Source organism: Spiribacter halobius, assembly GCF_020883455.1.
Classification (GTDB): Bacteria; Pseudomonadota; Gammaproteobacteria; order Nitrococcales; family Nitrococcaceae; genus Sediminicurvatus; species Sediminicurvatus halobius.
Genome location: NZ_CP086615.1, coordinates 4,081,081 through 4,100,374 on the forward strand (window position 1 = coordinate 4,081,081; position 19,294 = coordinate 4,100,374).

Here is a 19,294-nt window from a genome sequence, read left to right on the forward strand (position 1 = left end):
CCCACACCGGCGCCGAATGGCGGCCCGAGCGACGCGCTGCGCCGTTGACGACGCCTCGCGGGCAGTTCCCGTTTAGATTCAAAGGAGAGAAGCTATAATTCAAATATATATAAATGATGTTTCCATAACGAAAGCTAATGACATGAATCTCAATCTGCTGCGTACCTTTGCCGCCGTGGCGGAGAACCAGAGCTTCTCTCGGGCCGCGGAATCCATCCACGTCAGCCAGCCAGCGGTATCGCGCGCCGTGCGGGAGCTCGAGGAACAGCTGGACATCCCGCTGGTGGAGCGGGGTCGGCGGCAGATTCGCCTCACCGAGGCGGGTGCGGCGCTTTTCGCGCACGCACGAGCGATCTTCGCGCTGGAACAGGCAGCACTCGCTGACATCAGGGGGCGGCGGGATATCGAGCACGGCTCGCTGACCATGGGAGCCAGCAAGATGATTCAGGCCTATCTGCTCCCCGAGCTCATCAGCCGCTTCACCGATCTGTATCCCGGGGTAGAGGTGCGCATCCTGAGCGACAATACCGAAGCCATCGAGCGCAGGCTTCTGGCCTACGAGCCCGATATCGCCTTCGTAGAGGCACCCATCCACGATTCACGCGTCGAACTGACTTTCTGGCGTGATGACGAGTTGGTCATCCTCGCGGCACCACACCACCCCGTGGGCATTCGCCGGGATGTCGAGCCGGCCACACTGACCCGGGAACGCTGGATCCTGCGTGAGGAAGGATCTGGCACACGGGCCATCACCGAGCGTCTTTTACGCGAGGCGGGTGTGGAAGTGCAGCGCATGCTGGAGGTGGGGAGCAACGGCGCCCTGGTCCAGAGCGTCGCCGCCGGCCTTGGCATCGCAATGGTCTCTGTGGAAGCCGCACGCGATCAGATCGCGCTGGGTAGCGTCAGGGTCGTGAAACTACAGGGCGAGACTTTGAGCCGCCCCCTCTACCGCGCCCGGTTGCACTCGCGCCCCGCCAGCCCGACGACGCAGGCCTTCGAAGCCCTGGTGGAGGCTGGCTTGAGCCGGCACAAACCGCACGGTGGCCGGCAGCATTGATCGAATTGTGTGACAGCCACGCGCGGTACCGGGGCCCTCCGAACCCTCTGGGAACTCGACCACTCCGGCGCACTCTTCAAACGGCGACTAACACCGCGCTCTAATCTCCCGCCGCGTAGCACGGATAACGCCTGTCACCACGGTAACGATCGCAGCGCCGAGCAGCAACGCAGAGTAGGGGCGTTCGAAGAATCCGAGCCAGTTGTACTGCATCAGCTGCATCGATTTCACCAGACTCGCTTCCCCAATGGAGCCGAGCACCAGTCCAAGAATCATCCCGGCCGCGGAATAGCCGTACTTCCGGAGAAAGAATCCAATAAACGCAGCGGCGAACATGATCCAGACATCAACGATGAGGTTGCGCACCGCAAAGGCACCAATGATTGCAAGCAGTAAAACCGCCGGCGCCAAGTATTGAAAGGGCACGCGAAGCAGGTGCACGACAGACTTCGTCTGTATCCACCCGAGCGCCAGGATGCATACATTAGCGATCAGCATAGCCGCAAAGGTTATGGAAACCAGATCCGGCGACATCACGAATATCATCGGCCCCGGCTCCATGCCATGGATCTGAAAAACGCCCATCATCATGGCCGTGAGCGCGCCCCCAGGCAGCCCCAGCGCTAGCAGGGGAATCATCGCGGCGCCGGTCGCGGCGTTATTCGCGGTCTCCGAGGAGACAACACCGCGAATATCACCCTTCCCAAAACGCTTGTCGCCCTTAGACCACCGAACGGCCTCGTTGTAGCTCAAGAATGCCGCAAGTGTCGCCCCGACGCCCGGTAGAATACCCGAGAAAAAGCCGATCCCCACGGAACGCACGATGGCCACTTTCAGGCGCCAGAATTCTCTTATCGAGGGAAGGTCCATTGAGACCTTGGGCACTACGCGCTCGCGATTAACCATCTGGCGCGCCTGCTCGAGCACCTCAGAAACCGCAAAAAGCCCGAGAATGACCGGGATAAAGTGAATGCCGGCGAGCAGGTAGTACGTATCGAAGGCGAACCGCTCGACCCCGCCTGCCGGGTCTGTCCCTACCGTTGCAAGCAGCAAACCCAGCGCCACGGATATCCACCCCTTGAGCACCGTTTGGGCACCTACGGAGGCCGCAACGCTTACGCCGAAAACAATCAGTGCAAAAATCTCCTGGGCAGAGAAAGCGGAGACAGCCCAGCGGGCAATTGCCGGCGTGGCCGTTATCATGAGAATTGCCGAAGCAATACCTCCAAGCGCCGAGCATAGAACGGTCGCGCCCACCGCCTTTCCAGACTCACCATTCTGGGTCATTGGATACCCGTCGAAGGCCGTCGGGGCATTTTCTGGAGAGCCAGGAATATTAAATAGAATCGCCGTTATTGCGCCCCCGAAAACACCGGAGCAGTAGATCACGGAGAACAGCATTATTGCGTGCTCGGCGCTCAGGTAGGCCGTAAACGGAAGTATAATCGCGCCCAGTGTTAAAAGGCTAATTCCCGGGATGACTCCGAAGATCATGCCCCCGAAGAGTCCCGCGGCGAAGGCTAGAAGTCCCATCGGGTCAGTTAGCAGAGCCGCCGCCCCGCCGAGAAGGTCGTTCCACATGATGGCCTGCCCCGCTTTAGACGCCGGCTCGAACGCCGATCAAAATCCAGTTGTTGATCTCGTAGAATCCCGGCAGGTTACCTACCGGCAGCGGAAGATAAAGCAGTCTGCCAAATACCAGAAGTATGAATCCGTAAATTGCCGCCGTAACCAGGGTTAAACGCAAAGGCCGGCGCTCGCCAAGGGCGAACAGGCACGCGAGAAGTAGAAAGGGCGTCGCCAGGTAAAAACCGACATAGCTGACAGTAGCGATATACACGACCGGCAACGAGCCGATCAGGAAGGGAAACTGCGCCGGCGCCGTGGAGCCCTCTTCCTGGCTATCATCGATGCGGCGTCGGATATCTGGCGCCACTGCCCAGAGCACCTGGCATACGCCAAGAAGCGCGAGCAGCGCCAGCAGTGCACGCGGCCAGGATGCCGCGCCGTAGCGGTAGTTCGGGATCGGCTCATCAAAGCCGAACGACAGCACAAACCCCAATAGCGCCAGAGCGATCCAGAAGCAGCCCTGGACAAGCTCTCGGTTTTTGGTGGGCGCGATTGTTTGCATCACTCCCCTCCTTAAGCCCAGCCGCAACGCCAATGGCGCTGCGGCTGAAGAGACGCGCTGCGGGTTAGTCGGCGTTTCGGAACGTCTCGATCATCCCGTCGATGAGCGCAACCGAGCCCTCGCGGCCCCTGTAGTTATTGAGCATTTTCATGTTCTTGCGCTCGAGAAACGCTTGGAAGCTTTCACTCTCGTAGGCAGCTTTGAATACGGCCTCCAGGTATTCTTTTCGCTCCTCAGGCACGTCACCCCGAACAACCATCCCCCTTACCCGGAAAATGGGCTCAAATTCCACGCCAATATCCGTTAGCGTTGGCACGTCCGGGAAACTCGAGGGTGCCTCCTTAAGGAAGGAGAGGATTGGTTTGAACTGGCCGGAGTTCAGCAGATTGGCGACGTCGCCCGGCTGCTCGAACAATGTGTCAGTGTGGCCGCCCACAAGCGCCGCGTAACGCTCGGTTGGCTTGTCGTAGCTGACCTGCTGAAGTTCAATTCCAACTGACTCAAGCAGGGCGCGGGTACTGATAACCTCCAGTGAGCCCTCATGGCTGATGTTTGCCATGGTGGCACTACCTGGGTTTTCCTCAGCGTACTCAACGAAGCTCTCCCAGTCGGTGAAGCGATCTTCGTCGCCGCGGATATAGATCTGGCTGAACGTGATGTTTCCGATGCCGATAGGCGTCCAGTCGACGGTCGGATTCTCGTCGATGCTGCCCGATGAGTAGAGGGTCAGGACATCGTCGCTGAACTCGAGGATCGTGTAGCCGTCCGCCGGCGCGGCCATGAAATCCGGTATACCGGCACGGCCTCCACCGCCGGGCTTGTTCACGACGGTGATAGGCACGCCCATTATCCGACCCATCGGCTCGGCCATTGCACGGGCGAACTGGTCGGACCCGCCTCCCGCCCCGAAGGGGACGATCATTGTGATCGGACGCTCAGGAAATCCGCCCGGCTTATCGGGTACGTCCGCAGCAACGGCGGCGCCTAGCGTCTGCAGTGCGAAAATGCCCGCAACGAGCCCGTACTTTGTGGTCTGCAAGAGTTTCATTGCTCTCCTCCTGTTATCGGTGCTTTAGCACCGCTATCTCCTCGCCATCGAGGACTCAATCGCTCATCTCACCTTTACGGAACTTGGCGGCTAGCCAGCCTCCCTCAACCTTGAGTTCCGCACCGGTCACGAAGTCGGACTCCTCGGATGCGAGGAACACCGCGGCCATTGCGATGTCTTCGGGCTTGCCCCACCTTCCGACGAAATTCTCTTTCTTCCATTCGGGACCGGTTTCCGGGTCATCGGCGAACATCGCGTTAAACGGTGTCGCGATCATCCCGGGGGCTAAGCAGTTCACCCGAATATCCGCCTCTGCCAGATCGACTGCCATGGACCGGGTAAGCCCGAGGACACCCGTCTTCGCGGCGACATAGCCCGCACGGTCAGGGCGGCCCATGAAACTGGCGATCGACGCGAGATTTATGATTTTTGCTTTCTCGTTCTTCTTAAGCTCCGGCACGGCAGCGCGGGAGCACAAGAAAGGGCCGGTCAAGTTGATGTCCAGCATTTTCTGCCAGTCCGCAGTCGTGTGCTCCTCGAACGGTGCCATGGTGCGCGCGCCGGCGTTGTTGACCAGAATATTCAGTGTGCCGAAGTGCGCGACGGCGTCACGCACGAGGTCTTTTGTGGACTGCTCGTCGGTGACATCGACCTTGATGGCGTGCGCCGCTCCATTCGCCCGCTCGTTGAGCTTCAATGCGACCGCTTCAGCATTGGGGAGGTTAATGTCAGCAACGACAACGCGTGCACCTTCGCGCACAAAAGCATCGCAGATGCCCTGCCCGATGCCACTTCCGCCTCCGGTCACGATCGCGACCTTGTCTTTCAACCTCATGATCTTCCTCGCCAAGCGTGGGTTTGCAGGCGACGCCATCGCCGGGTCCGAAATCTTCCCGACCCGGGCGCAAGGTGTCGTTCTTCGTTGGGAGGTGCGCTCCCGTGTAAATTCACGCTAGGCCTTACGCCCCCAGTGTTCTGTCAGCTAGCTGACACACGAATCGGAGCCGGGCACGGCATCCGCCAAAGAGGCAGCAGTGGTGCCGGGTCCACAGGACTTACAACTAGGGCACAAAGCCGCGCCGGCGCAGGTGTGTTACACGAACTGGCAGAGGAGTCCGAAGGGCGGGGACGCCATGGCGCATCCCCTTAAAGAAAAGCGGGAATTTAACGCGTGTGCGGACCCGGCAGTTACGCTTCTAGCCTCTTCACGGGTTGCAGGGGACGAATCGACGAAGGGATTCAGGTTCACGGACCAAGATCCGGCGGCGTACCGTCTCGATGTACCCAGCTGCGGCGAAGCGATTGAGTATCATCGTCACTGTCTGCCGTCGGGAGGCAACAATCTGCGCCAGCTCTTCGTGTGAGAGCTTTATCCCCTCAGGCAGTGGCGATGCTGCGGACGTTTCCGGCTGATAAAGCGCGAGCAACACACGCGCCACACGCTGCTCGACCGTATTGCCAAGGACTTCGTTGATACGTGAATGAAATGAGCACAGCCGATGGATGAGAACCCGGCTGATGCAAATGGCAAGCAGCGGATCTCGCATCATCAGCGAAAGCACTTGCTCACGGTCCAGACACACGAGGACTGCGTCGGTCAGGGCGCAGGTACTCGCGTCCCGAATGCCGTCGGAATCCAACGCCGTCAAGCCGATAATTCCACCGGGCACGTGAACACGGAGCAAGGTCTCCTCGCCGTCACGACTAACCGTCGCAGCCTTTACTGCCCCTTCGAGTAGCAGCCACACGGAATCCGCAGGATCACCCTGATGGTAGATCGACTCACCACGGCACTTGCTTACCTGCACTCCTTCCTGGGCCAGGCGCGCGATATACTCATCCGGGTCCGGGTAGGACCGTTCCTGCTCTGCGCCGAAATTGTACTCTCGCATTGCGTCACAGCCGCAGGCGCCTTCTGCTCAGTCCTCAATCGAGGAGCGAGTAAACACCACCACGGGCGTTCCTTTTCGTGTGCTCTTCGCTTCTATGCCATCCGGCGCTTGCTGTCAAACTGCGAACGAATACCGCTCTCCGGCTCGTCGCGCCGCTAGGTAAGCGATGCCGCGCGCCATGCTCCTGCTGTGACCTGCCCCCGGAATTAGTACCGGACGACAGTTAGAGCAGTGTATTTCATGAGCCACTGCCTGTGTTTGGACCATCCTCAGGCACAATCCGACCTCCCAATACCGAGCGAGCTGAAGGCGCGGCCACGGGCGGGCGCATTCGGCTGATCTAAGCTAGGCACGCGGGGTGCGGAGGCATCACTCTGGGTCAGTCGGCATCGATGGCGGCTTACCGAGCCCCTCAAGACGCGCCCGGCAGACATCGATATATCCAGCGAGCAGCTCCAAATCGAGTTCGCCAGCGGTGGACTCCACGCGCGAGATGTCCGCGTGGTCCTTGGCGAGGGCTGTAGCGATTTCGTCTCGGGTGAGCCCAGCGGCACGCCGCAGGCCAACCAAGGCGGTCGCCAATTCCCGACGCGGCGCCGTACTCAGAATCTCATGGTCTAGCGCCGGGTTCCTGTGGCGCAGCTCCCGGAACGCCTCACGCAAATCCGACGAGTCCGTCATCGCAGCCACCGTGGCGATCGTCGAGTGTGGGCTACCAGTATAGCGCCACTACCTGACCCCGAGCCGGGGCGGCGAGCTTGTCCCGCGCACGCCAGACGTGCCCCCGCTCCGATCAATGGTTCACCTGCCCGAGAAGTTGAACGCCTTGGCATGTCGTCGGGTCGGATTCAGCCCCTCCCCCGGGGGGGGGGTGGGGTCCCTGGGACTGTCTAAAAGGCATTACGGGATCACCGCCGGAAGTTCATCCGAACGCCCGGAGCTACACCGAAACGCGTCAACTCCAGGAATCTCGGCGGGCGAGGTCCTACGGCTTGCGGTGGGTGCCTATACCGGGCCCGCAGTTAGACGGCAGCCAAGGTTCTCGCGCCTGCGATCGACGACATCCGGAGAACCATCCGGCCAGCCGCGGGAATTCGGGGACGTTGCGCAGGAGAAGCGCGATGAGCAGATCCGGCAAGGGACTCCCGAGGCCATCGAGCAGGACCCTGTCCTGGTGGATGGGCTGCGCGAGATGCTGAATGGCCGCCCTCGGAAGGCAGCTATGACCGGTAGCTGTAGACCTTTCGGACACCTGGCGCCCCGTTCCGTCGCGACCGCCTGCGTCTCGATGGCCACACGCCACCACACCGTCAACGCCAATCAGCTCTGGGGCTGTCGGCGACTCTAACAGCTCGGGGGGCTCGCCGAGTCGACCGGACGCTCGGCACTGACCCTGGTCCCGGTGCGCGTGGCGGCCAGCGAGCCGCCACCGGCGTGACCTGAGGTGAACAGCCCACTGCGCTCCGGCAGCCTGGAGATCCAGCTCACCGGCGACCACCGCATGGTGGTGCGCAGTGGGGCAGACGCATTAAGCGGCTATGCCATGCTCGAGCCGACCAAGTCATGCTTCCACATAACGACCGTAAGCGTCCGGCCAGCACCCACTTCTCGTTGTGACGTCGCCTCGCCGATGATCAGCGCTCACGCATAGGCGGGCACTTGTGAGGTGCCCACTTGGAGGCGAGGTGGACACCATCGATGGGGATCAGACGCTGAGCCGCCAGCGCCGGCGGCGCTTCAGCATTGAATACAAGCGCCGCCTCGTTGAGGAGAGCCTCGAGGGCCCGGACTCGGTCTCGGTGGTCGCGCGCCGCCACGACGTCAACGCCAACCAGCTCTTCCGCTGGCGCCGGCTCTACCGCCTCGGGGAACTTGGGGCGCCGAGTGAGGGTTCGGCGCTGAGCCTGCTGCCGGTGCGCCTGGCCGCCTCCGAGCCGCCGCCGGTGCCGCCGGAGGTGAAGAGCGCGGCGCCGTCGGGCAGCCTGGAGATCGTGCTCGCCGCCGGCCACCGCCTGGTGGTGCGCGGCGCGGCGGACGCCGCGGCCCTGCGCGTCGCGCTCGAGGTGCTCGGGCGATGATCGCGCTGCCCTCGGGGGTGCGCATCTACCTGGTGGCCGGCGTGACCGACATGCGCAAGGGCTTCGACGGGCTCGCGGCGCTGGTGCAGCAGGCGCTGGCGAAGAACGCCTTCTCGGGGCAGCTGTTCGTCTTCCGCGGCCGGCGCGGGGATCGGATCAAGGTGCTCTGGTGGGACGGCCAGGGGCTGTGCCTCTATGCCAAGCGCCTCGAGCGGGGCCGGTTCATCTGGCCGCAGGTGCGCGAGGGGGCGGTGCACCTCACCGCCGCACAGCTCTCGATGCTGCTCGAGGGCATCGACTGGCGCCTCCCGCAGCGCACCTTCGACCCGCAATGCGCGGCCTGAATCGATCCGAAAAAGAGCGACTTGGCCGATCTGCCCGGGTATAATTAGCCGGTGCAATCCACCACTCCCCATCCGCCTGACGCCCTGCCCGTCGACGCCGCGGCGCTGCGCGAGCTGCTGCTCGCGAGCCGCGCGGAGCTTGCCGCCTCGCAGGCGACGGTGCGCCGCCAGGCCGAGGAGCTCGAGCGGCTGCGCCTGCAGCTCGCGAAGCTGCGCCGGATGCAGTTCGGGCGCTCCTCGGAGCGGCTGCAGGCGCAGATCGCGCAGCTCGAGCTCGCCATCGAGGCGCTTGGCGGGGAGCCGGCCGGGGAAGCGGTGGCGGCTCCCCCTGCCACCAAGCCGGCACGGCAGAGCGCGCCGCGCACCCCGCGGGCGCTGCCGGCGCACCTGCCGCGTGAGACCCAGCGCCATGAGGGCCCCTGCGCCTGCCCGAGCTGCGGCGGGGTGCTGGTCACCTTCGGTGAGGACGTCTCGGAGGTGCTCGAGTACGTACCGGCCTCCTTCCGGGTGATCCGCCACGTGCGCCCCAAGCAGCGCTGCCGCGCCTGCGCGGCGGTGGTGCAGGCGCCGGCTGCGGAGCGGCCCATCGCCCGAGGGCTCGCCGGCCCGGGGCTGCTCGCCCACGTGCTCGTGGCGAAGTACTGCGATCACCTGCCGCTCTACCGCCAGGCGCAGATCTATGCCCGCGAGGGCGTTGCCATCGAGCGCTCCACGCTCGCCGACTGGGTGGGCGCGGCGAGCGCGCTGCTCGCCCCGCTCGGCGAGGCGCTGGAGCGCCACGTCCTCGGTGGCGCGAGCCTGCACGCCGACGACACGCCGGTGCCGGTGCTCGATCCCGGGCGCGGGCGCACGCGCACCGCGCGCCTGTGGACCTACGTGCGCGAGGAGCGCGGCTGGGGCGGCGCGGCCGCCCCCGCGGTGGTCTTCCGCTACAGCGCCGACCGCAAGGGCATCCACCCCCAGCGCCACCTGGCCGGCTACCGCGGCACGCTCCAGGCCGACGGCTATGCCGGCTTCGGGGCGCTGTACGCCAGCGGGCGCATCGAGGAGGCGGCGTGCTGGGCGCACGTGCGCCGCAAGTTCCACGACGTGGCCGCGGCCACCGACTCGCCGCTCGCGCGCGAGGCGCTCGCGCGCATCGGCGCGCTCTACGCGCTGGAGGCCGAGATCCGTGGCCGCCCGGCCGAGGTGCGCCGCGCTGCCCGCGAGGCCCGCGCCGGCCCGCTCGTTGCCGGGCTCAGAACCTGGCTCGAGGAGATCCTGCGCACGCTCTCGGCAAAATCCGCGCTCGCCGCGGCAGCGGGCTATGCCCTTGGCCGCTGGGAGGCGCTTGCGCGCTACCTCGGCGACGGGCGGCTTGAGATCGACAACAACGCCGCCGAGCGGGCGCTGCGCACGGTCGCCCTCGGGCGCAAGAACTACCTGTTCATGGGCTCCGACCACGGCGGGGAGCGCGCCGCACTGATCTACAGCCTCATCGGCAGCGCCCGACTCAATGGGCTCGACCCCTTCGCCTACCTGCGTACGGTGCTCGAGCGCATCGCCGAGCATCCGATCCGGGAGATCGACGCGCTGCTGCCCTGGAACCTGGCCGCCGAGCTGGGCGACCATCGCCGTCAGGCTGCCTGAGCGAAGATCCCATGACCGAGCCCCCGCCACCGGCACTGCCGAACATCGAGGCCCTGATCGAGGAGGATGGCCAGATCACGGTCGGCCACCTCGACCCGGTCGGCGTCGTCGCCATCGCCAACGACGAGCACAACGCCCTGGCCATGCTGCGGCGTCGCCGGGGTGAGAACCTCGCCGCGCTGCTGCGCCGGCTCGACGCCGCCGTCCACCTCGCGCTCGAGGAAGGCGAGCGCACCGACGAGATCAACCCGCCGCGTTAGACCATCCGCCGGCCTGCGCAAGGGGTGGTCGTCGTACGCTTACTAACGACCTCCTGCCTCGTTACGCAACAGGTCAGCAGGCGCGGCTCCGTCGAGTGTATGGTTCGCTCGCGTCAACCAGATCACGGCGCGACTGCGGTCGCCGAATACCTCGGTGGCTCGGGCGAAGACGCGGGCCACCCGCAGAGCCCGCTCCGAGTGGAAAGCCGACAGCCTTGCCGAGCGAGCCTTCGACCGGAGTGTGCTCCTCGAGATGACACATTTCTCGAATGCGGCTGCGCCCACGCGGCCTAGCATCCGAGCGGCGCTCGACACGGGGACCCCCTTCTCGATGAGTTGGTAGAATACCCGCCAGTCGACCTCGCCCAACGCCACATCCTCGAGACCATCAAGGTCACCTAGGAAATAGGCGAGGTCCGTTCCGTGTGTGCGCCTAACGCCCATTGCCACCACCGTCCGACGTCGATCGCTGCCCAGTCCGCACGCTACGTTGGCGCTTCCTGTGCGGTGGTGCAAATTCAACGTCTGGACAGCCGGCACATCCCATCGGTGACCCCGCGTCACTTCTGCCCGTGGTGCAGCCACCAGTCCTGCCGCGTTGCACGGATGAGCTACGCCTCGATGACGGAACCAGTCGACATGCTGGCTTCTAAGGCGTCGGCTTGCCGCCTGTTACGCAACTAGGTGTTGTGTGCCCAGGGAGTGCACTGGAGGAGACCTGCTGGGGCGATCCATAGGGTTCGCGCGGGCTTGTGCTGAGGTCGAGGGGGAGAATGTAACAACGGGTGCGCTCAAGACGGACCCGGGCCGCATCACCAACCATGCTGGCCTTGCCACCCCCAGCCATACCGACCAATCCGTCTAGCACTCGCACGCCTGCGCCGCGCAGCGCCGCGGGTTCTACCCCGTTTCCACGAACGGTGGGGGAAGTCCACACAGCTTGAGGGGGAGGCCTTAGAGCATCTGACACGGCGCGAGAACCTTCCAGCAGGGCCCGAGCACCAGCACGACCGCCTCACCTACACCTACGAGCTGATGCCGTGTTTGACCGCTTGGGAGTTCGACGTGAAGCCTCGCGCAACGCCATGATCTGCTCAGCTTCCCCAGTCGTAATCATGGCCTCATGCGCGTTCTCATGGATCACCCACTCGCTGCGGGGACGCATTCGTGTTTTGCCGACGTAGGAGCCGTCAACGATTTCGGCGTGCCGGTTCCACACCAGATGCCCCGCATAGACCAAGGCGTTCTCCTCGATGTTGAACATCGTCGACTGCTGCAAGGGAAGTTCCAGTTCCCGACGAAGCGTGGCCCGACTTTGGCCGCGCAGCCGACCTCGCAAATAGCACTGAATCTTTGGGAACATGAGGGGATCACGGACAAGCCGGGTCTTGGTGATCGGCTGACCTTCTCGTGTCCCGATCACCTCGCGCTCAATCCGGTAGCCCGTTGGCGCCCTGCCGCCGGCCCGCCAGCCGCGCTGGATGTTGAAGCGCATCCCGCGAAGACCGTCTTCCTTGCACTTGAGTGAGTGGAACTCGTCCATCGCTTCGAGCATGGATTCGATAAGGGAGTCGAGGTAGGAATCCGTCTTTGGCAGGGATTTGAAGACGACCTCGATGCCGAGTTTGCGCAGCTGGTGTTTGTAGATCTTCGCGTCGAGGCTCGACCGGGCGAACCGCGATGTGTCGAGGCAGTAAACGCGCGTGAACGGGCATTCCGTGGACTTCGCCACGGCAATCATCTCTTGGAAGCCTGGGCGTTGGTCAAGGCATTCAGCTAATGTGTTGAAAATGTCTTGGCGGGCCCATCAAAAGCCTCCTATACTCGGGCTCTGGGTATAGGGGGCTTTCACATTGGCCAGCCAAAAATCCGGCTCAGACTCTCGAAAGGTTCGTGTCCCGGAAGCGGTCGAAGGCATCCAGGTTAACCACTGCAAGAACCCAGTCTGCGAGAATTTTGGCCTTGCGGCCCGCAACAAAGGCAAGGACCCCGCTTACACCCGCGTCGGAGCTAACTCGCGGCCGCCGCGGATAGGCGAAAAAGCCAAGTCCATCCCGCCCTCGGTCCGCTGCAAGTCCTGCGGCGAGACCATCCCACTGAAGAGCAACGCCGGCGTCGTCGACACGATCGACATCCTGACGTGGCGGCCCGAGACGTTTTGTTGTCCGCAACCCGAGTGCGAGAACACCAGCGTCGATCTGCGCACCACGCCCGACGCGTACTACCGACACGGCAAGACCCGACAGGGCACCCCGCGCTTTCGCTGCCGCGCCTGCGGCCAGACGTTCGTCACGCAGGGAAGGCGCCGGCCGCAGCGCGCCGGCGAGCGCCCCTACCGGACCGAGCAGGTCGTGAAGGCGCTGCTCAACTCGATGCCCATCAATCGAATCATCGAAATATTTTCGATCCACCCGCAGACCATCTACGACATCATAGACCGCGCCTACGAGGCGTGCCTGGTCTTCGCCGCGGAGCGTGAGATCCAACTCGGCGCCAAGGCCGCCGGACGCGGGGATCTCTACATCGCCACAGACCGGCAGTCCTACACGCTCAACTGGCGCCTGCGCGCCGACAAGCGCAACACGGTACTGCGGGCGATAGTATCCACTGAGGTGCTCTCCGGGTACGTCTTTCCGGTACACCTGAACTACGACGCTCGCTCCGACGTCACACAGGTCAATGAGATCGCCATGCTGCTCGGTGATCCCCAGATGCCGGGCATCTGGCGGCGCTTCCCGCACTACTGGCTCCTCGACGACTACGCGGAGGGCATCTTCCGGGTGCGCGAGGACGCCATTCCCCAGGAGACGCTGGCACAGCTCCGCAAAGAGCCTCTGGCGCACGTTCGACGTATCTACCGACAGGCCCTCAAGCGCTGGGATGTCGAGGCCCCAAGCGACCAGCTCGACACGCAGACAAAGCTTCCGGACGAAGGCTTGCAGCTCCGGGAAGAGTACGTCCTCTACGCTCACTTCAGCCTGCTGCGTCGTTGGCTGGAGGCCTTCGATGAGGCGCACTTCTTCGTCGACCAGGAGAGCGGCATACGAGCCGCCTACATGGCGGCCTTTCACGACTGGGTGCTCGCGAACCGCAGTCATCTCTTCTACACCAAGGTGAAGGGCGCGCCGACGCGTGAGGAGCGAGAGGCGGCCGCGCGGGAACGAGACGAGATTCTGGAGGAGGCGCGACAGCAGTGGGGCAGCGTCGGGCGGGGCAAGATCGAGCTGCTGAAGATCGCGCTGCAGGCGAACTCCCAGCAACAGGGCCATTGGCACGATCGCTGGACGCCGTATCCATGGGGTTCGAGTGGGGAGGTTGAAAAGACTTTCTCCCATCAGACCGCCCGTCCGGAGCAGGACCTGGAGCGCCTGGCGGAGATACTCCTGCACTGCTCACTGCTGCCGACCGAGCGATTTCTCCAGCGCGCCCGACGTCGACTATCACCGCTTGAGCGCGGCGTCCCAACGGCAGCGGGCAATCGCCGTATCTGGACCGGGAGGGCGCCCTACAACCCGAAGATGATCATCAAGCTCCTGGAGCTTCTGCGGGTGTACGTGAACTACTGCGAGGCGCCCAACCGCAACCGCGGCAACACGCCCGCCATGGACCTGGGGCTTGCTCGCGGGCCGGTTGAGCTGCGAAAAATACTGTAGAAATATGTTTTCCTCTCTGCGTCGATAGCCGTGATCGGCGCAGAATCCGCCTTGACAAGTTGTCGACTTGTCGACAAAATGGGACTATGGAAATGGCGCAGACCAAGCCCGAAACAACCTCGAAGGAGTCTCAGGTAATAGGCATCCGCGTGCCCGTTGGGCTCGCCAGAGCTTTTAAGGCCGAAGCTGCCACGCGGGGGTTAAAGTTGAATGACCTCTTCGAGGAGATGTGGTCTGCATACCAAAGGTCTCGGAAATAGGCGCATCGAATGAGAGGCATTCACTCAGAATATGAGCTCGGCCAGGCTGCAGAGCATCTGTATTCAATGGGCTCCGAGGGCCGCTGGGCAAGGGATGGCTCGGATCCTCTCCACTCTCTTCAGAGGGAGATAGCCGCTGGTCACGACCCGCTCGGCGATGCCTTCTGCGCCATTCGCTCTCCGGAGGCGCGGCGGGGGGCGGGAGCGACGTACACGCCATGGCCGATTATCGACTCGATGCTCCGATGGGCGCGAGAGAACGCAGATCCCGCTCGCGTTGTAGATCCGGGCGCAGGCTCCGGACGATTCGCGCTCAAAGCGGCCCGCGTTTTCCCCGAGGCAAGCGTAGTGGCCATAGAGCCGGACCCGCTTGCCGTGCGCATTCTTCGGGCGAATATAGCGGCTGCCGGCATGAAGGATCGGGTTACCGTCATCGAGGATGATTACAGGCAGGCCGTGATCGAGGAGATTGAGGGTCAAACGCTATTCATCGGGAACCCGCCGTATGTCCGACACCACAATATCGCCGAAGAATGGAAAGAGTGGTTTGCCCGTAGTGCGGCAACCTACGGTATAAAGGCGAGCAAGCTCGCCGGGCTGCACATCCACTTCTACCTGCGGACGCTTCAGCTGGCTCAAAACGGCGATGTAGGTGCATTCATCACTTCGTCCGAGTGGCTCGACGTGAACTACGGCGACTCGCTGCGCCAGCTCCTGAGCCGGGATCTGGGCGGCATTGCGCTGCACGTTCTCGACCCGAAGGCTTTGCCCTTCGCCGATGCGACGACGACGGGCGCGATAGCATGCTTCAAGGTTGGGCGGAAAGCGGACAAATTCCGTGTTCGCAATGTTGATTCAGCAGCAAAACTCAATGGGCTATCCGGCGGACGGGGTATCTCCTGGGACAAGCTTGCCGGCACCAGTCGCTGGTCGGCGATCATACGCCCAGGGCCTAAGCCACCCGCGGGCTTTGTGGAGCTTGGCGAGATCTGCCGGGTTCACCGGGGGCAGGTGACTGGTGGAAACCGCGTTTGGGTTGCAGGGGAGGAAGCTTCTAAACTGCCTACGCGGCTTCTCACACCTGCGGTTACGAAGGCCAAGGAGCTGATAGGCGCCGGAAACGTCTTGTCGGATGCACGTCACCTCAAGCGGATCGTGGACCTCCCGCAGGATCTCGATGATCTGGATGCTGACGAGCGCAAGAGGGTGATGCGGTTTCTGCGCTGGGCAAAGAAACAGGGCGCAGACCAGTCTTACATTGCACGCCATCGGCCAGCTTGGTGGTCAGTTGGGCTCAAACCAGCTGCTCCGATTCTATGCACGTACATGGCTCGACGCCCGCCGGCCTTTGTGCGCAATGAGTGCGAGGCTCGCCACATCAACATTGCCCATGGCCTGTACCCCAGAGAGAATCTGTCGAGCGAAACACTTGATGCGATAGCTTCATTTCTCAGAGAGAATGTCGGCGTCCATTCTGGTCGCACATACGCCGGAGGGCTTACCAAGTTTGAGCCCAAAGAACTCGAACGAATTGCTATTCCACCAATAGAACAACTAACGGCATGATCAAACCACCCAGATGGAGCGATTCGGACCTCAAGGCTGATGTTGACCGCTCTATAGCGCTATTTCGCCACGAGCGCCTCGACGAGCCGGTTGAAATATGGCGTAAGACTTTTGATGCGCATGAGGCTCAGTTCCGGACGCTTTTCGAAAAGCATGGCGCCCTCGACCTCAAGAGCATGACCGCGGATCAGGTCGCCAGGGTTTTCGAGGATAATCTAGGCGATGCCTTGCGATATCTTGCTGGCCCACCGATTTCGGAGGACGACTTGAAGGTCCTAGCGGACGCCTCATTGGCGCCGAGCAAAATCAAGGAGGATAACCACGCCGCTGAGCGCATCCTAAGCACAATCGTTCAGGCGCTTGACTCCAAACGGTTCCCCTGGGTGGTTGATAACCGTCAACCGACAGACGCCGAAAAGCGGGCCGCAGTCCTCACGTCCGCAGCTTTGATAACCGCGCAACGTGTCTCGACGCTTCGGCGCAACGATGGAAAGAACAAGCAGGAGGGCGGCGTTAAAAACTTTCTGCGCGGCATTGGCTTCCAAGAAGTTTCTTCGCGGACGATTCGTACGCTCGCAGACGCCCCAAGTGTCGGAGAATTTTGCTCGGAGTGTCTCGTGGGGTCTAGGAAGGCAGACATACCCGTCCGGCTCTATGACGGCCGCCTGATGCCAGTCGAGTGCAAGGTCTCCAACAGTTCGACGAACAGTGTTAAGCGTGTCAACAACGACGCTGCGGTAAAGGCAGGTATCTGGCGCCGCGAGCTCGGCGAGAATCAGGTGGTGCCAGTGGCAGTTCTATCAGGCGTGTTCAACGTCTTGAACCTGATCCAGGCTCAAGAGAGTCACCTGACCCTGTTTTGGGCTCACGATCTCGGCAAGATGGGTGAGTTCATAGAAAAGACACGTCAAGGATAGGCGCCAACACCCGCATCAAGGGGCAAACGCCCCTGAGAGATAAAGCAATGCCTCCGACACTTTTTGGTGCCGGAGGCCTTTTTGCTCGGCTAAGCCAACTTTCAACACATTAGCTGAATGCCTTGGGCGTTGGTCGGTCTTTGCGGATTGCACCCTGTCCTCGAAAGTAGCGACCACCGTAGCACCGCCGCTGCGGCAGTAGTTCGTTAATTCGCCTCGCTGGCTCTCGACGCTGATATCGTGCCGATCTTTCGTCGAGCGCAGGTAAAGCGCTGCCTTTTCAGCCATGCCACGTACTCCTGTGCAAGCAAGGGGAGTAACTCTTGTGGAGCAGCGTGCTCGAGCTGACCTGAAGTTACCCCGCCCCGGTGAAGATGTTGGGCTTTCGGTAGACTTGCCAGAGTGCACATCCGTGCGGAGTTGCGCTCCGGCACCTCATCCTGGATCGGCCGGTGCAGTACAATCCAATCACCCCACTGCCAGGCCATTAGCTCGTGGGACTCGAGGTCTCCGAGGCAGTACACCAGCTCAGGGCCAAGGGCACACTGGGATTCCGTCCCCTTCTCCACTCGTGGCAGTCCGGGCGAGCACTATTGGATTCCGCCGGTTCGTTCACTCCGCCCGATTTCGATCTCGGGCCTTCCTCAGCAATGAGTTCCGCACGTGCTCCCTTATAAGGTCTTCGAGAAAAATCAGATCGATACGGATAGGTGACTCGAGGTCGCTGACACGGCAATAGAGCGTCTCGCGGGTGACGCCTCTAGGACGTTCCGTGACGAGGATGTCGATATCCGAACCGGTGCGGAAGTGATCCTCATCCTCTGCAAGGGAGCCCGTAAGAAAGGCCGTCGCGCCCATACCTTCGAGCACGTCGAGGGCCTCGCTCGCGAAGCGAATCGCCACTTCCCGGCGAGCCCTCGCGCGCCGCCGTTTGAGTGCCTGATAGCTCGGATATGAGTGCCGCACGATGCGATGTCACCTCAACAGAGCCGGCATTGCGCCTTGGCGATCAGATAAGGTATCGGCCGCCATCCGAAAAGCCGGGTTCGAGCCGATTCACGGCACTCGGACGTATTGGTGTGGGTCGAACCGCTCATTCTCCGCAATGCCACCATAGCCGCGCGCGTTCGACACGACACGGCATCCAGCGACGTACGTATCGACGGTGTCATGGGTGTGCCCGTGGATCCATAGGCTTGGGCGCACGCGCGCGATGACCTCGCCTAAATCAGAGCCATAGCTGAATGAAATCTGCGGCCCCCAAGGCCCGTCGGGATAGTAAGGGGCGTGGTGAGTGATCACTACCGGGATAATCCCTCGCTCGCGAGCGCTTGTGACCTCGCGCTCGATGTAGTGGGTGGATTTCAGGTGAAGGGCCTGCGCATCCCGCGGTCGAAAGCGGTATGCGTAAGGCTCAGCGGGAGGGCCGTGGCGGATACGGCGGAAATCCCGCATGCCCCGCTGCGCCGCCTTGAGGGCCAGCGGCTTGCCGCCGCGGAAGTCCGTCCATAGCGTCGCGCCGATAAACACCACGGTTCCGATCTCTACGAAACCGCGCTCGAGGACATGGACGTTGCCTATGCCTTCGGCGGCGACCGCATCGCGCAGCTTCTGGACAACGCGCGGGATTGAGCCGTCGTAGTACTCGTGATTGCCGGCGACGAGCACGACCGCGCGAAAGGCCCCGGCGTACTGCAATGCGAATTGGGCGGCCCACTCGCCGACGTCGATATCTCCCGCCAGCACCAGGACGCGGTCAAGATCGGCCTCGGTAACCGGTAGCTCGAAGCGCGGGTCATGGCGTCTGAGCCCCCGCCCACTGACTTCGAGATGCAGGTCACTGACATAGCGGATCTCCATACCCCGCCAGCGCCTCACTCGGCGTCCATGCAACCGAAAGCCGCACGGTGTGCTTCCACCAGGGCGCGGACATCCGTGCCCGCGCGATGACGGCGGCCGCCGATGCGCCGGTAAGCCGCTTCCCTGTATCCCTCCAGCTCAGCGAGCCTGGTGCCGGGAAATGCCTCTATGGCGGGCGCAATGCGAAACTCCGGCACCAAACCCGCGGCCTCTAGGAGCGTTTCACACCAGAATGCGTCGAATGCCGAGGCGTCGCTGAATGCGACCCCCACTGGCCGAAGCGCCGCATTCAGCCGGTAGGCAACAATCTCCGCTGGTAGACCCTCGGCTTCGAGAGTCTCGCGACTGAGACCATGGATATCTGCCGCGTTGGGGTCCCAGTAGGTCCACATGGATGCGGGACGGATCAGATAGGACGTAACGGTTCCATCCGGGGCTGACCACGCCACTTCTACGGGGTAGCTCTCCGGGTCCAGTCCGGATGCCTCGAAGTCGATAAAGCTCGGAAGTCCTAGGGCGCTGCTGGGATTCATGGCCGTGAGTCACCTGAGGCCGCCAATGCGCTGGCGACGATAAGTTCGTGCCCTTCGGCGAGTGCT

At 62.7% G+C, this 19,294-nt stretch carries 20 protein-coding genes; 8 read left to right on the forward strand and 12 right to left on the reverse strand.

What is annotated here, in order from left to right:
• The first annotated feature begins 142 nt into the window (after positions 1 to 142).
• A complete protein-coding gene (locus tag LMH63_RS18970) occupies positions 143 to 1,057 on the forward strand; it encodes a LysR substrate-binding domain-containing protein (protein WP_109679860.1) in 915 nt (304 codons plus the stop codon).
• An 87-nt stretch (positions 1,058 to 1,144) separates the two neighbouring features.
• On the opposite strand, the gene LMH63_RS18975 is transcribed toward LMH63_RS18970, so the two are convergent.
• From LMH63_RS18975 to LMH63_RS19000, 6 genes are all read right to left on the reverse strand, one after another.
• The gene (locus LMH63_RS18975) at positions 1,145 to 2,638 is read right to left on the reverse strand and encodes a tripartite tricarboxylate transporter permease (protein ID WP_109679859.1); all 1,494 of its coding nucleotides are present in this window, start codon (positions 2,636 to 2,638) and stop codon (positions 1,145 to 1,147) included.
• 16 nt (positions 2,639 to 2,654) lie between these two features.
• On the reverse strand, positions 2,655 to 3,188 hold the full coding sequence (locus tag LMH63_RS18980; RefSeq protein WP_109679858.1) for a tripartite tricarboxylate transporter TctB family protein: 534 nt from the start codon (positions 3,186 to 3,188) through the stop codon (positions 2,655 to 2,657).
• A 64-nt stretch (positions 3,189 to 3,252) separates the two neighbouring features.
• On the reverse strand, positions 3,253 to 4,236 hold the full coding sequence (locus tag LMH63_RS18985; RefSeq protein ID WP_109679857.1) for a tripartite tricarboxylate transporter substrate binding protein: 984 nt from the start codon (positions 4,234 to 4,236) through the stop codon (positions 3,253 to 3,255).
• 55 nt (positions 4,237 to 4,291) lie between these two features.
• Positions 4,292 to 5,071 carry an SDR family NAD(P)-dependent oxidoreductase gene (locus LMH63_RS18990; protein ID WP_109679856.1) on the reverse strand — a complete coding sequence of 260 codons (780 nt, stop codon included), beginning with the start codon at positions 5,069 to 5,071 and terminating at the stop codon, positions 4,292 to 4,294.
• Positions 5,072 to 5,441: 370 nt separating this feature from the next.
• Positions 5,442 to 6,128, reverse strand: coding sequence for a Crp/Fnr family transcriptional regulator (locus LMH63_RS18995; RefSeq protein ID WP_109679855.1), 687 nt, complete (start codon positions 6,126 to 6,128; stop codon positions 5,442 to 5,444).
• A 369-nt stretch (positions 6,129 to 6,497) separates the two neighbouring features.
• Positions 6,498 to 6,809: a hypothetical protein gene (locus LMH63_RS19000; protein WP_109679854.1), complete on the reverse strand. Its 312-nt coding sequence runs from the start codon at positions 6,807 to 6,809 to the stop codon at positions 6,498 to 6,500.
• A 1,004-nt stretch (positions 6,810 to 7,813) separates the two neighbouring features.
• Here LMH63_RS19000 and tnpA point away from each other — a divergent pair.
• The 4 genes from tnpA (at position 7,814) to LMH63_RS19020 (ending at position 10,439) form a co-directional block, all read left to right on the forward strand.
• Complete coding sequence (gene tnpA, locus LMH63_RS19430; RefSeq protein ID WP_146205305.1) at positions 7,814 to 8,206, forward strand: IS66-like element accessory protein TnpA; 393 nt, start codon at positions 7,814 to 7,816, stop codon at positions 8,204 to 8,206.
• On the forward strand, positions 8,203 to 8,550 hold the full coding sequence (tnpB, locus tag LMH63_RS19010; protein ID WP_109680413.1) for an IS66 family insertion sequence element accessory protein TnpB: 348 nt from the start codon (positions 8,203 to 8,205) through the stop codon (positions 8,548 to 8,550). Before tnpA ends, tnpB begins: the two co-directional genes overlap by 4 nt.
• Before the next feature lie 84 nt (positions 8,551 to 8,634).
• Entirely contained in the window at positions 8,635 to 10,179 is a 1,545-nt protein-coding gene (tnpC, locus tag LMH63_RS19015) for an IS66 family transposase (RefSeq protein ID WP_373317936.1), read from the forward strand.
• Between the two features lie 11 nt (positions 10,180 to 10,190).
• Positions 10,191 to 10,439, forward strand: a complete 249-nt coding sequence (locus LMH63_RS19020; protein ID WP_109680411.1) for a hypothetical protein — start codon at positions 10,191 to 10,193, stop codon at positions 10,437 to 10,439.
• Between the two features lie 42 nt (positions 10,440 to 10,481).
• Here the strand turns inward: LMH63_RS19020 and LMH63_RS19610 are convergent, their stop codons facing one another.
• Complete coding sequence (locus LMH63_RS19610) at positions 10,482 to 10,883, reverse strand: antitoxin Xre/MbcA/ParS toxin-binding domain-containing protein (RefSeq protein ID WP_109679822.1); 402 nt, start codon at positions 10,881 to 10,883, stop codon at positions 10,482 to 10,484.
• A gap of 571 nt (positions 10,884 to 11,454) precedes the next feature.
• Positions 11,455 to 12,171: a recombinase family protein gene (locus LMH63_RS19025; protein ID WP_158280453.1), complete on the reverse strand. Its 717-nt coding sequence runs from the start codon at positions 12,169 to 12,171 to the stop codon at positions 11,455 to 11,457.
• Between the two features lie 121 nt (positions 12,172 to 12,292).
• On the opposite strand from LMH63_RS19025, the gene LMH63_RS19030 reads away from it, so the two are divergent.
• The 3 genes from LMH63_RS19030 to LMH63_RS19040 all read left to right on the forward strand — a co-directional run bounded on the left by LMH63_RS19030 (position 12,293) and on the right by LMH63_RS19040 (position 16,835).
• Positions 12,293 to 14,092 (forward strand): IS1/IS1595 family N-terminal zinc-binding domain-containing protein, encoded by a 1,800-nt coding sequence (locus tag LMH63_RS19030; RefSeq protein ID WP_146205268.1) that lies wholly within the window; start codon positions 12,293 to 12,295, stop codon positions 14,090 to 14,092.
• 497 nt (positions 14,093 to 14,589) lie between these two features.
• A complete protein-coding gene (locus tag LMH63_RS19035) occupies positions 14,590 to 15,918 on the forward strand; it encodes an Eco57I restriction-modification methylase domain-containing protein (RefSeq protein ID WP_229332811.1) in 1,329 nt (442 codons plus the stop codon).
• Positions 15,915 to 16,835, forward strand: coding sequence for a XamI family restriction endonuclease (locus LMH63_RS19040; RefSeq protein WP_199225733.1), 921 nt, complete (start codon positions 15,915 to 15,917; stop codon positions 16,833 to 16,835). Before LMH63_RS19035 ends, LMH63_RS19040 begins: the two co-directional genes overlap by 4 nt.
• Before the next feature lie 15 nt (positions 16,836 to 16,850).
• Here LMH63_RS19040 and LMH63_RS19045 read toward each other — a convergent pair whose 3' ends face one another.
• The 4 genes from LMH63_RS19045 to LMH63_RS19060 all read right to left on the reverse strand — a co-directional run bounded on the left by LMH63_RS19045 (position 16,851) and on the right by LMH63_RS19060 (position 19,228).
• Positions 16,851 to 17,123 (reverse strand): recombinase family protein, encoded by a 273-nt coding sequence (locus LMH63_RS19045; protein WP_109679826.1) that lies wholly within the window; start codon positions 17,121 to 17,123, stop codon positions 16,851 to 16,853.
• Positions 17,124 to 17,447: 324 nt separating this feature from the next.
• The gene (locus LMH63_RS19050) at positions 17,448 to 17,738 is read right to left on the reverse strand and encodes a nucleotidyltransferase domain-containing protein (protein ID WP_109679827.1); all 291 of its coding nucleotides are present in this window, start codon (positions 17,736 to 17,738) and stop codon (positions 17,448 to 17,450) included.
• A 153-nt stretch (positions 17,739 to 17,891) separates the two neighbouring features.
• Entirely contained in the window at positions 17,892 to 18,695 is an 804-nt protein-coding gene (locus LMH63_RS19055; protein ID WP_109679828.1) for a metallophosphoesterase, read from the reverse strand.
• A 14-nt stretch (positions 18,696 to 18,709) separates the two neighbouring features.
• A complete protein-coding gene (locus LMH63_RS19060; protein WP_146205269.1) occupies positions 18,710 to 19,228 on the reverse strand; it encodes a 3'-5' exonuclease in 519 nt (172 codons plus the stop codon).
• Positions 19,229 to 19,294 lie beyond the last annotated feature (66 nt).

What these genes read in the sequence shown, in the direction of transcription:
- LMH63_RS18970 (WP_109679860.1), top strand. Translation starts at nt 143, where the DNA reads ATGAATCTCAATCTGCTGCGTACCTTTGCCGCCGTGGCGGAGAACCAG.
- LMH63_RS18975 (WP_109679859.1), bottom strand. Translation starts at nt 2,638, where the DNA reads ATGTGGAACGACCTTCTCGGCGGGGCGGCGGCTCTGCTAACTGACCCG.
- LMH63_RS18980 (WP_109679858.1), bottom strand. Translation starts at nt 3,188, where the DNA reads ATGCAAACAATCGCGCCCACCAAAAACCGAGAGCTTGTCCAGGGCTGC.
- LMH63_RS18985 (WP_109679857.1), bottom strand. Translation starts at nt 4,236, where the DNA reads ATGAAACTCTTGCAGACCACAAAGTACGGGCTCGTTGCGGGCATTTTC.
- LMH63_RS18990 (WP_109679856.1), bottom strand. Translation starts at nt 5,071, where the DNA reads ATGAGGTTGAAAGACAAGGTCGCGATCGTGACCGGAGGCGGAAGTGGC.
- LMH63_RS18995 (WP_109679855.1), bottom strand. Translation starts at nt 6,128, where the DNA reads ATGCGAGAGTACAATTTCGGCGCAGAGCAGGAACGGTCCTACCCGGAC.
- LMH63_RS19000 (WP_109679854.1), bottom strand. Translation starts at nt 6,809, where the DNA reads ATGACGGACTCGTCGGATTTGCGTGAGGCGTTCCGGGAGCTGCGCCAC.
- tnpB (WP_109680413.1), top strand. Translation starts at nt 8,203, where the DNA reads ATGATCGCGCTGCCCTCGGGGGTGCGCATCTACCTGGTGGCCGGCGTG.
- LMH63_RS19020 (WP_109680411.1), top strand. Translation starts at nt 10,191, where the DNA reads ATGACCGAGCCCCCGCCACCGGCACTGCCGAACATCGAGGCCCTGATC.
- LMH63_RS19610 (WP_109679822.1), bottom strand. Translation starts at nt 10,883, where the DNA reads ATGGGCGTTAGGCGCACACACGGAACGGACCTCGCCTATTTCCTAGGT.
- LMH63_RS19035 (WP_229332811.1), top strand. Translation starts at nt 14,590, where the DNA reads ATGCTCCGATGGGCGCGAGAGAACGCAGATCCCGCTCGCGTTGTAGAT.
- LMH63_RS19040 (WP_199225733.1), top strand. Translation starts at nt 15,915, where the DNA reads ATGATCAAACCACCCAGATGGAGCGATTCGGACCTCAAGGCTGATGTT.
- LMH63_RS19045 (WP_109679826.1), bottom strand. Translation starts at nt 17,123, where the DNA reads ATGGCTGAAAAGGCAGCGCTTTACCTGCGCTCGACGAAAGATCGGCAC.
- LMH63_RS19055 (WP_109679828.1), bottom strand. Translation starts at nt 18,695, where the DNA reads ATGGAGATCCGCTATGTCAGTGACCTGCATCTCGAAGTCAGTGGGCGG.
- LMH63_RS19060 (WP_146205269.1), bottom strand. Translation starts at nt 19,228, where the DNA reads ATGAATCCCAGCAGCGCCCTAGGACTTCCGAGCTTTATCGACTTCGAG.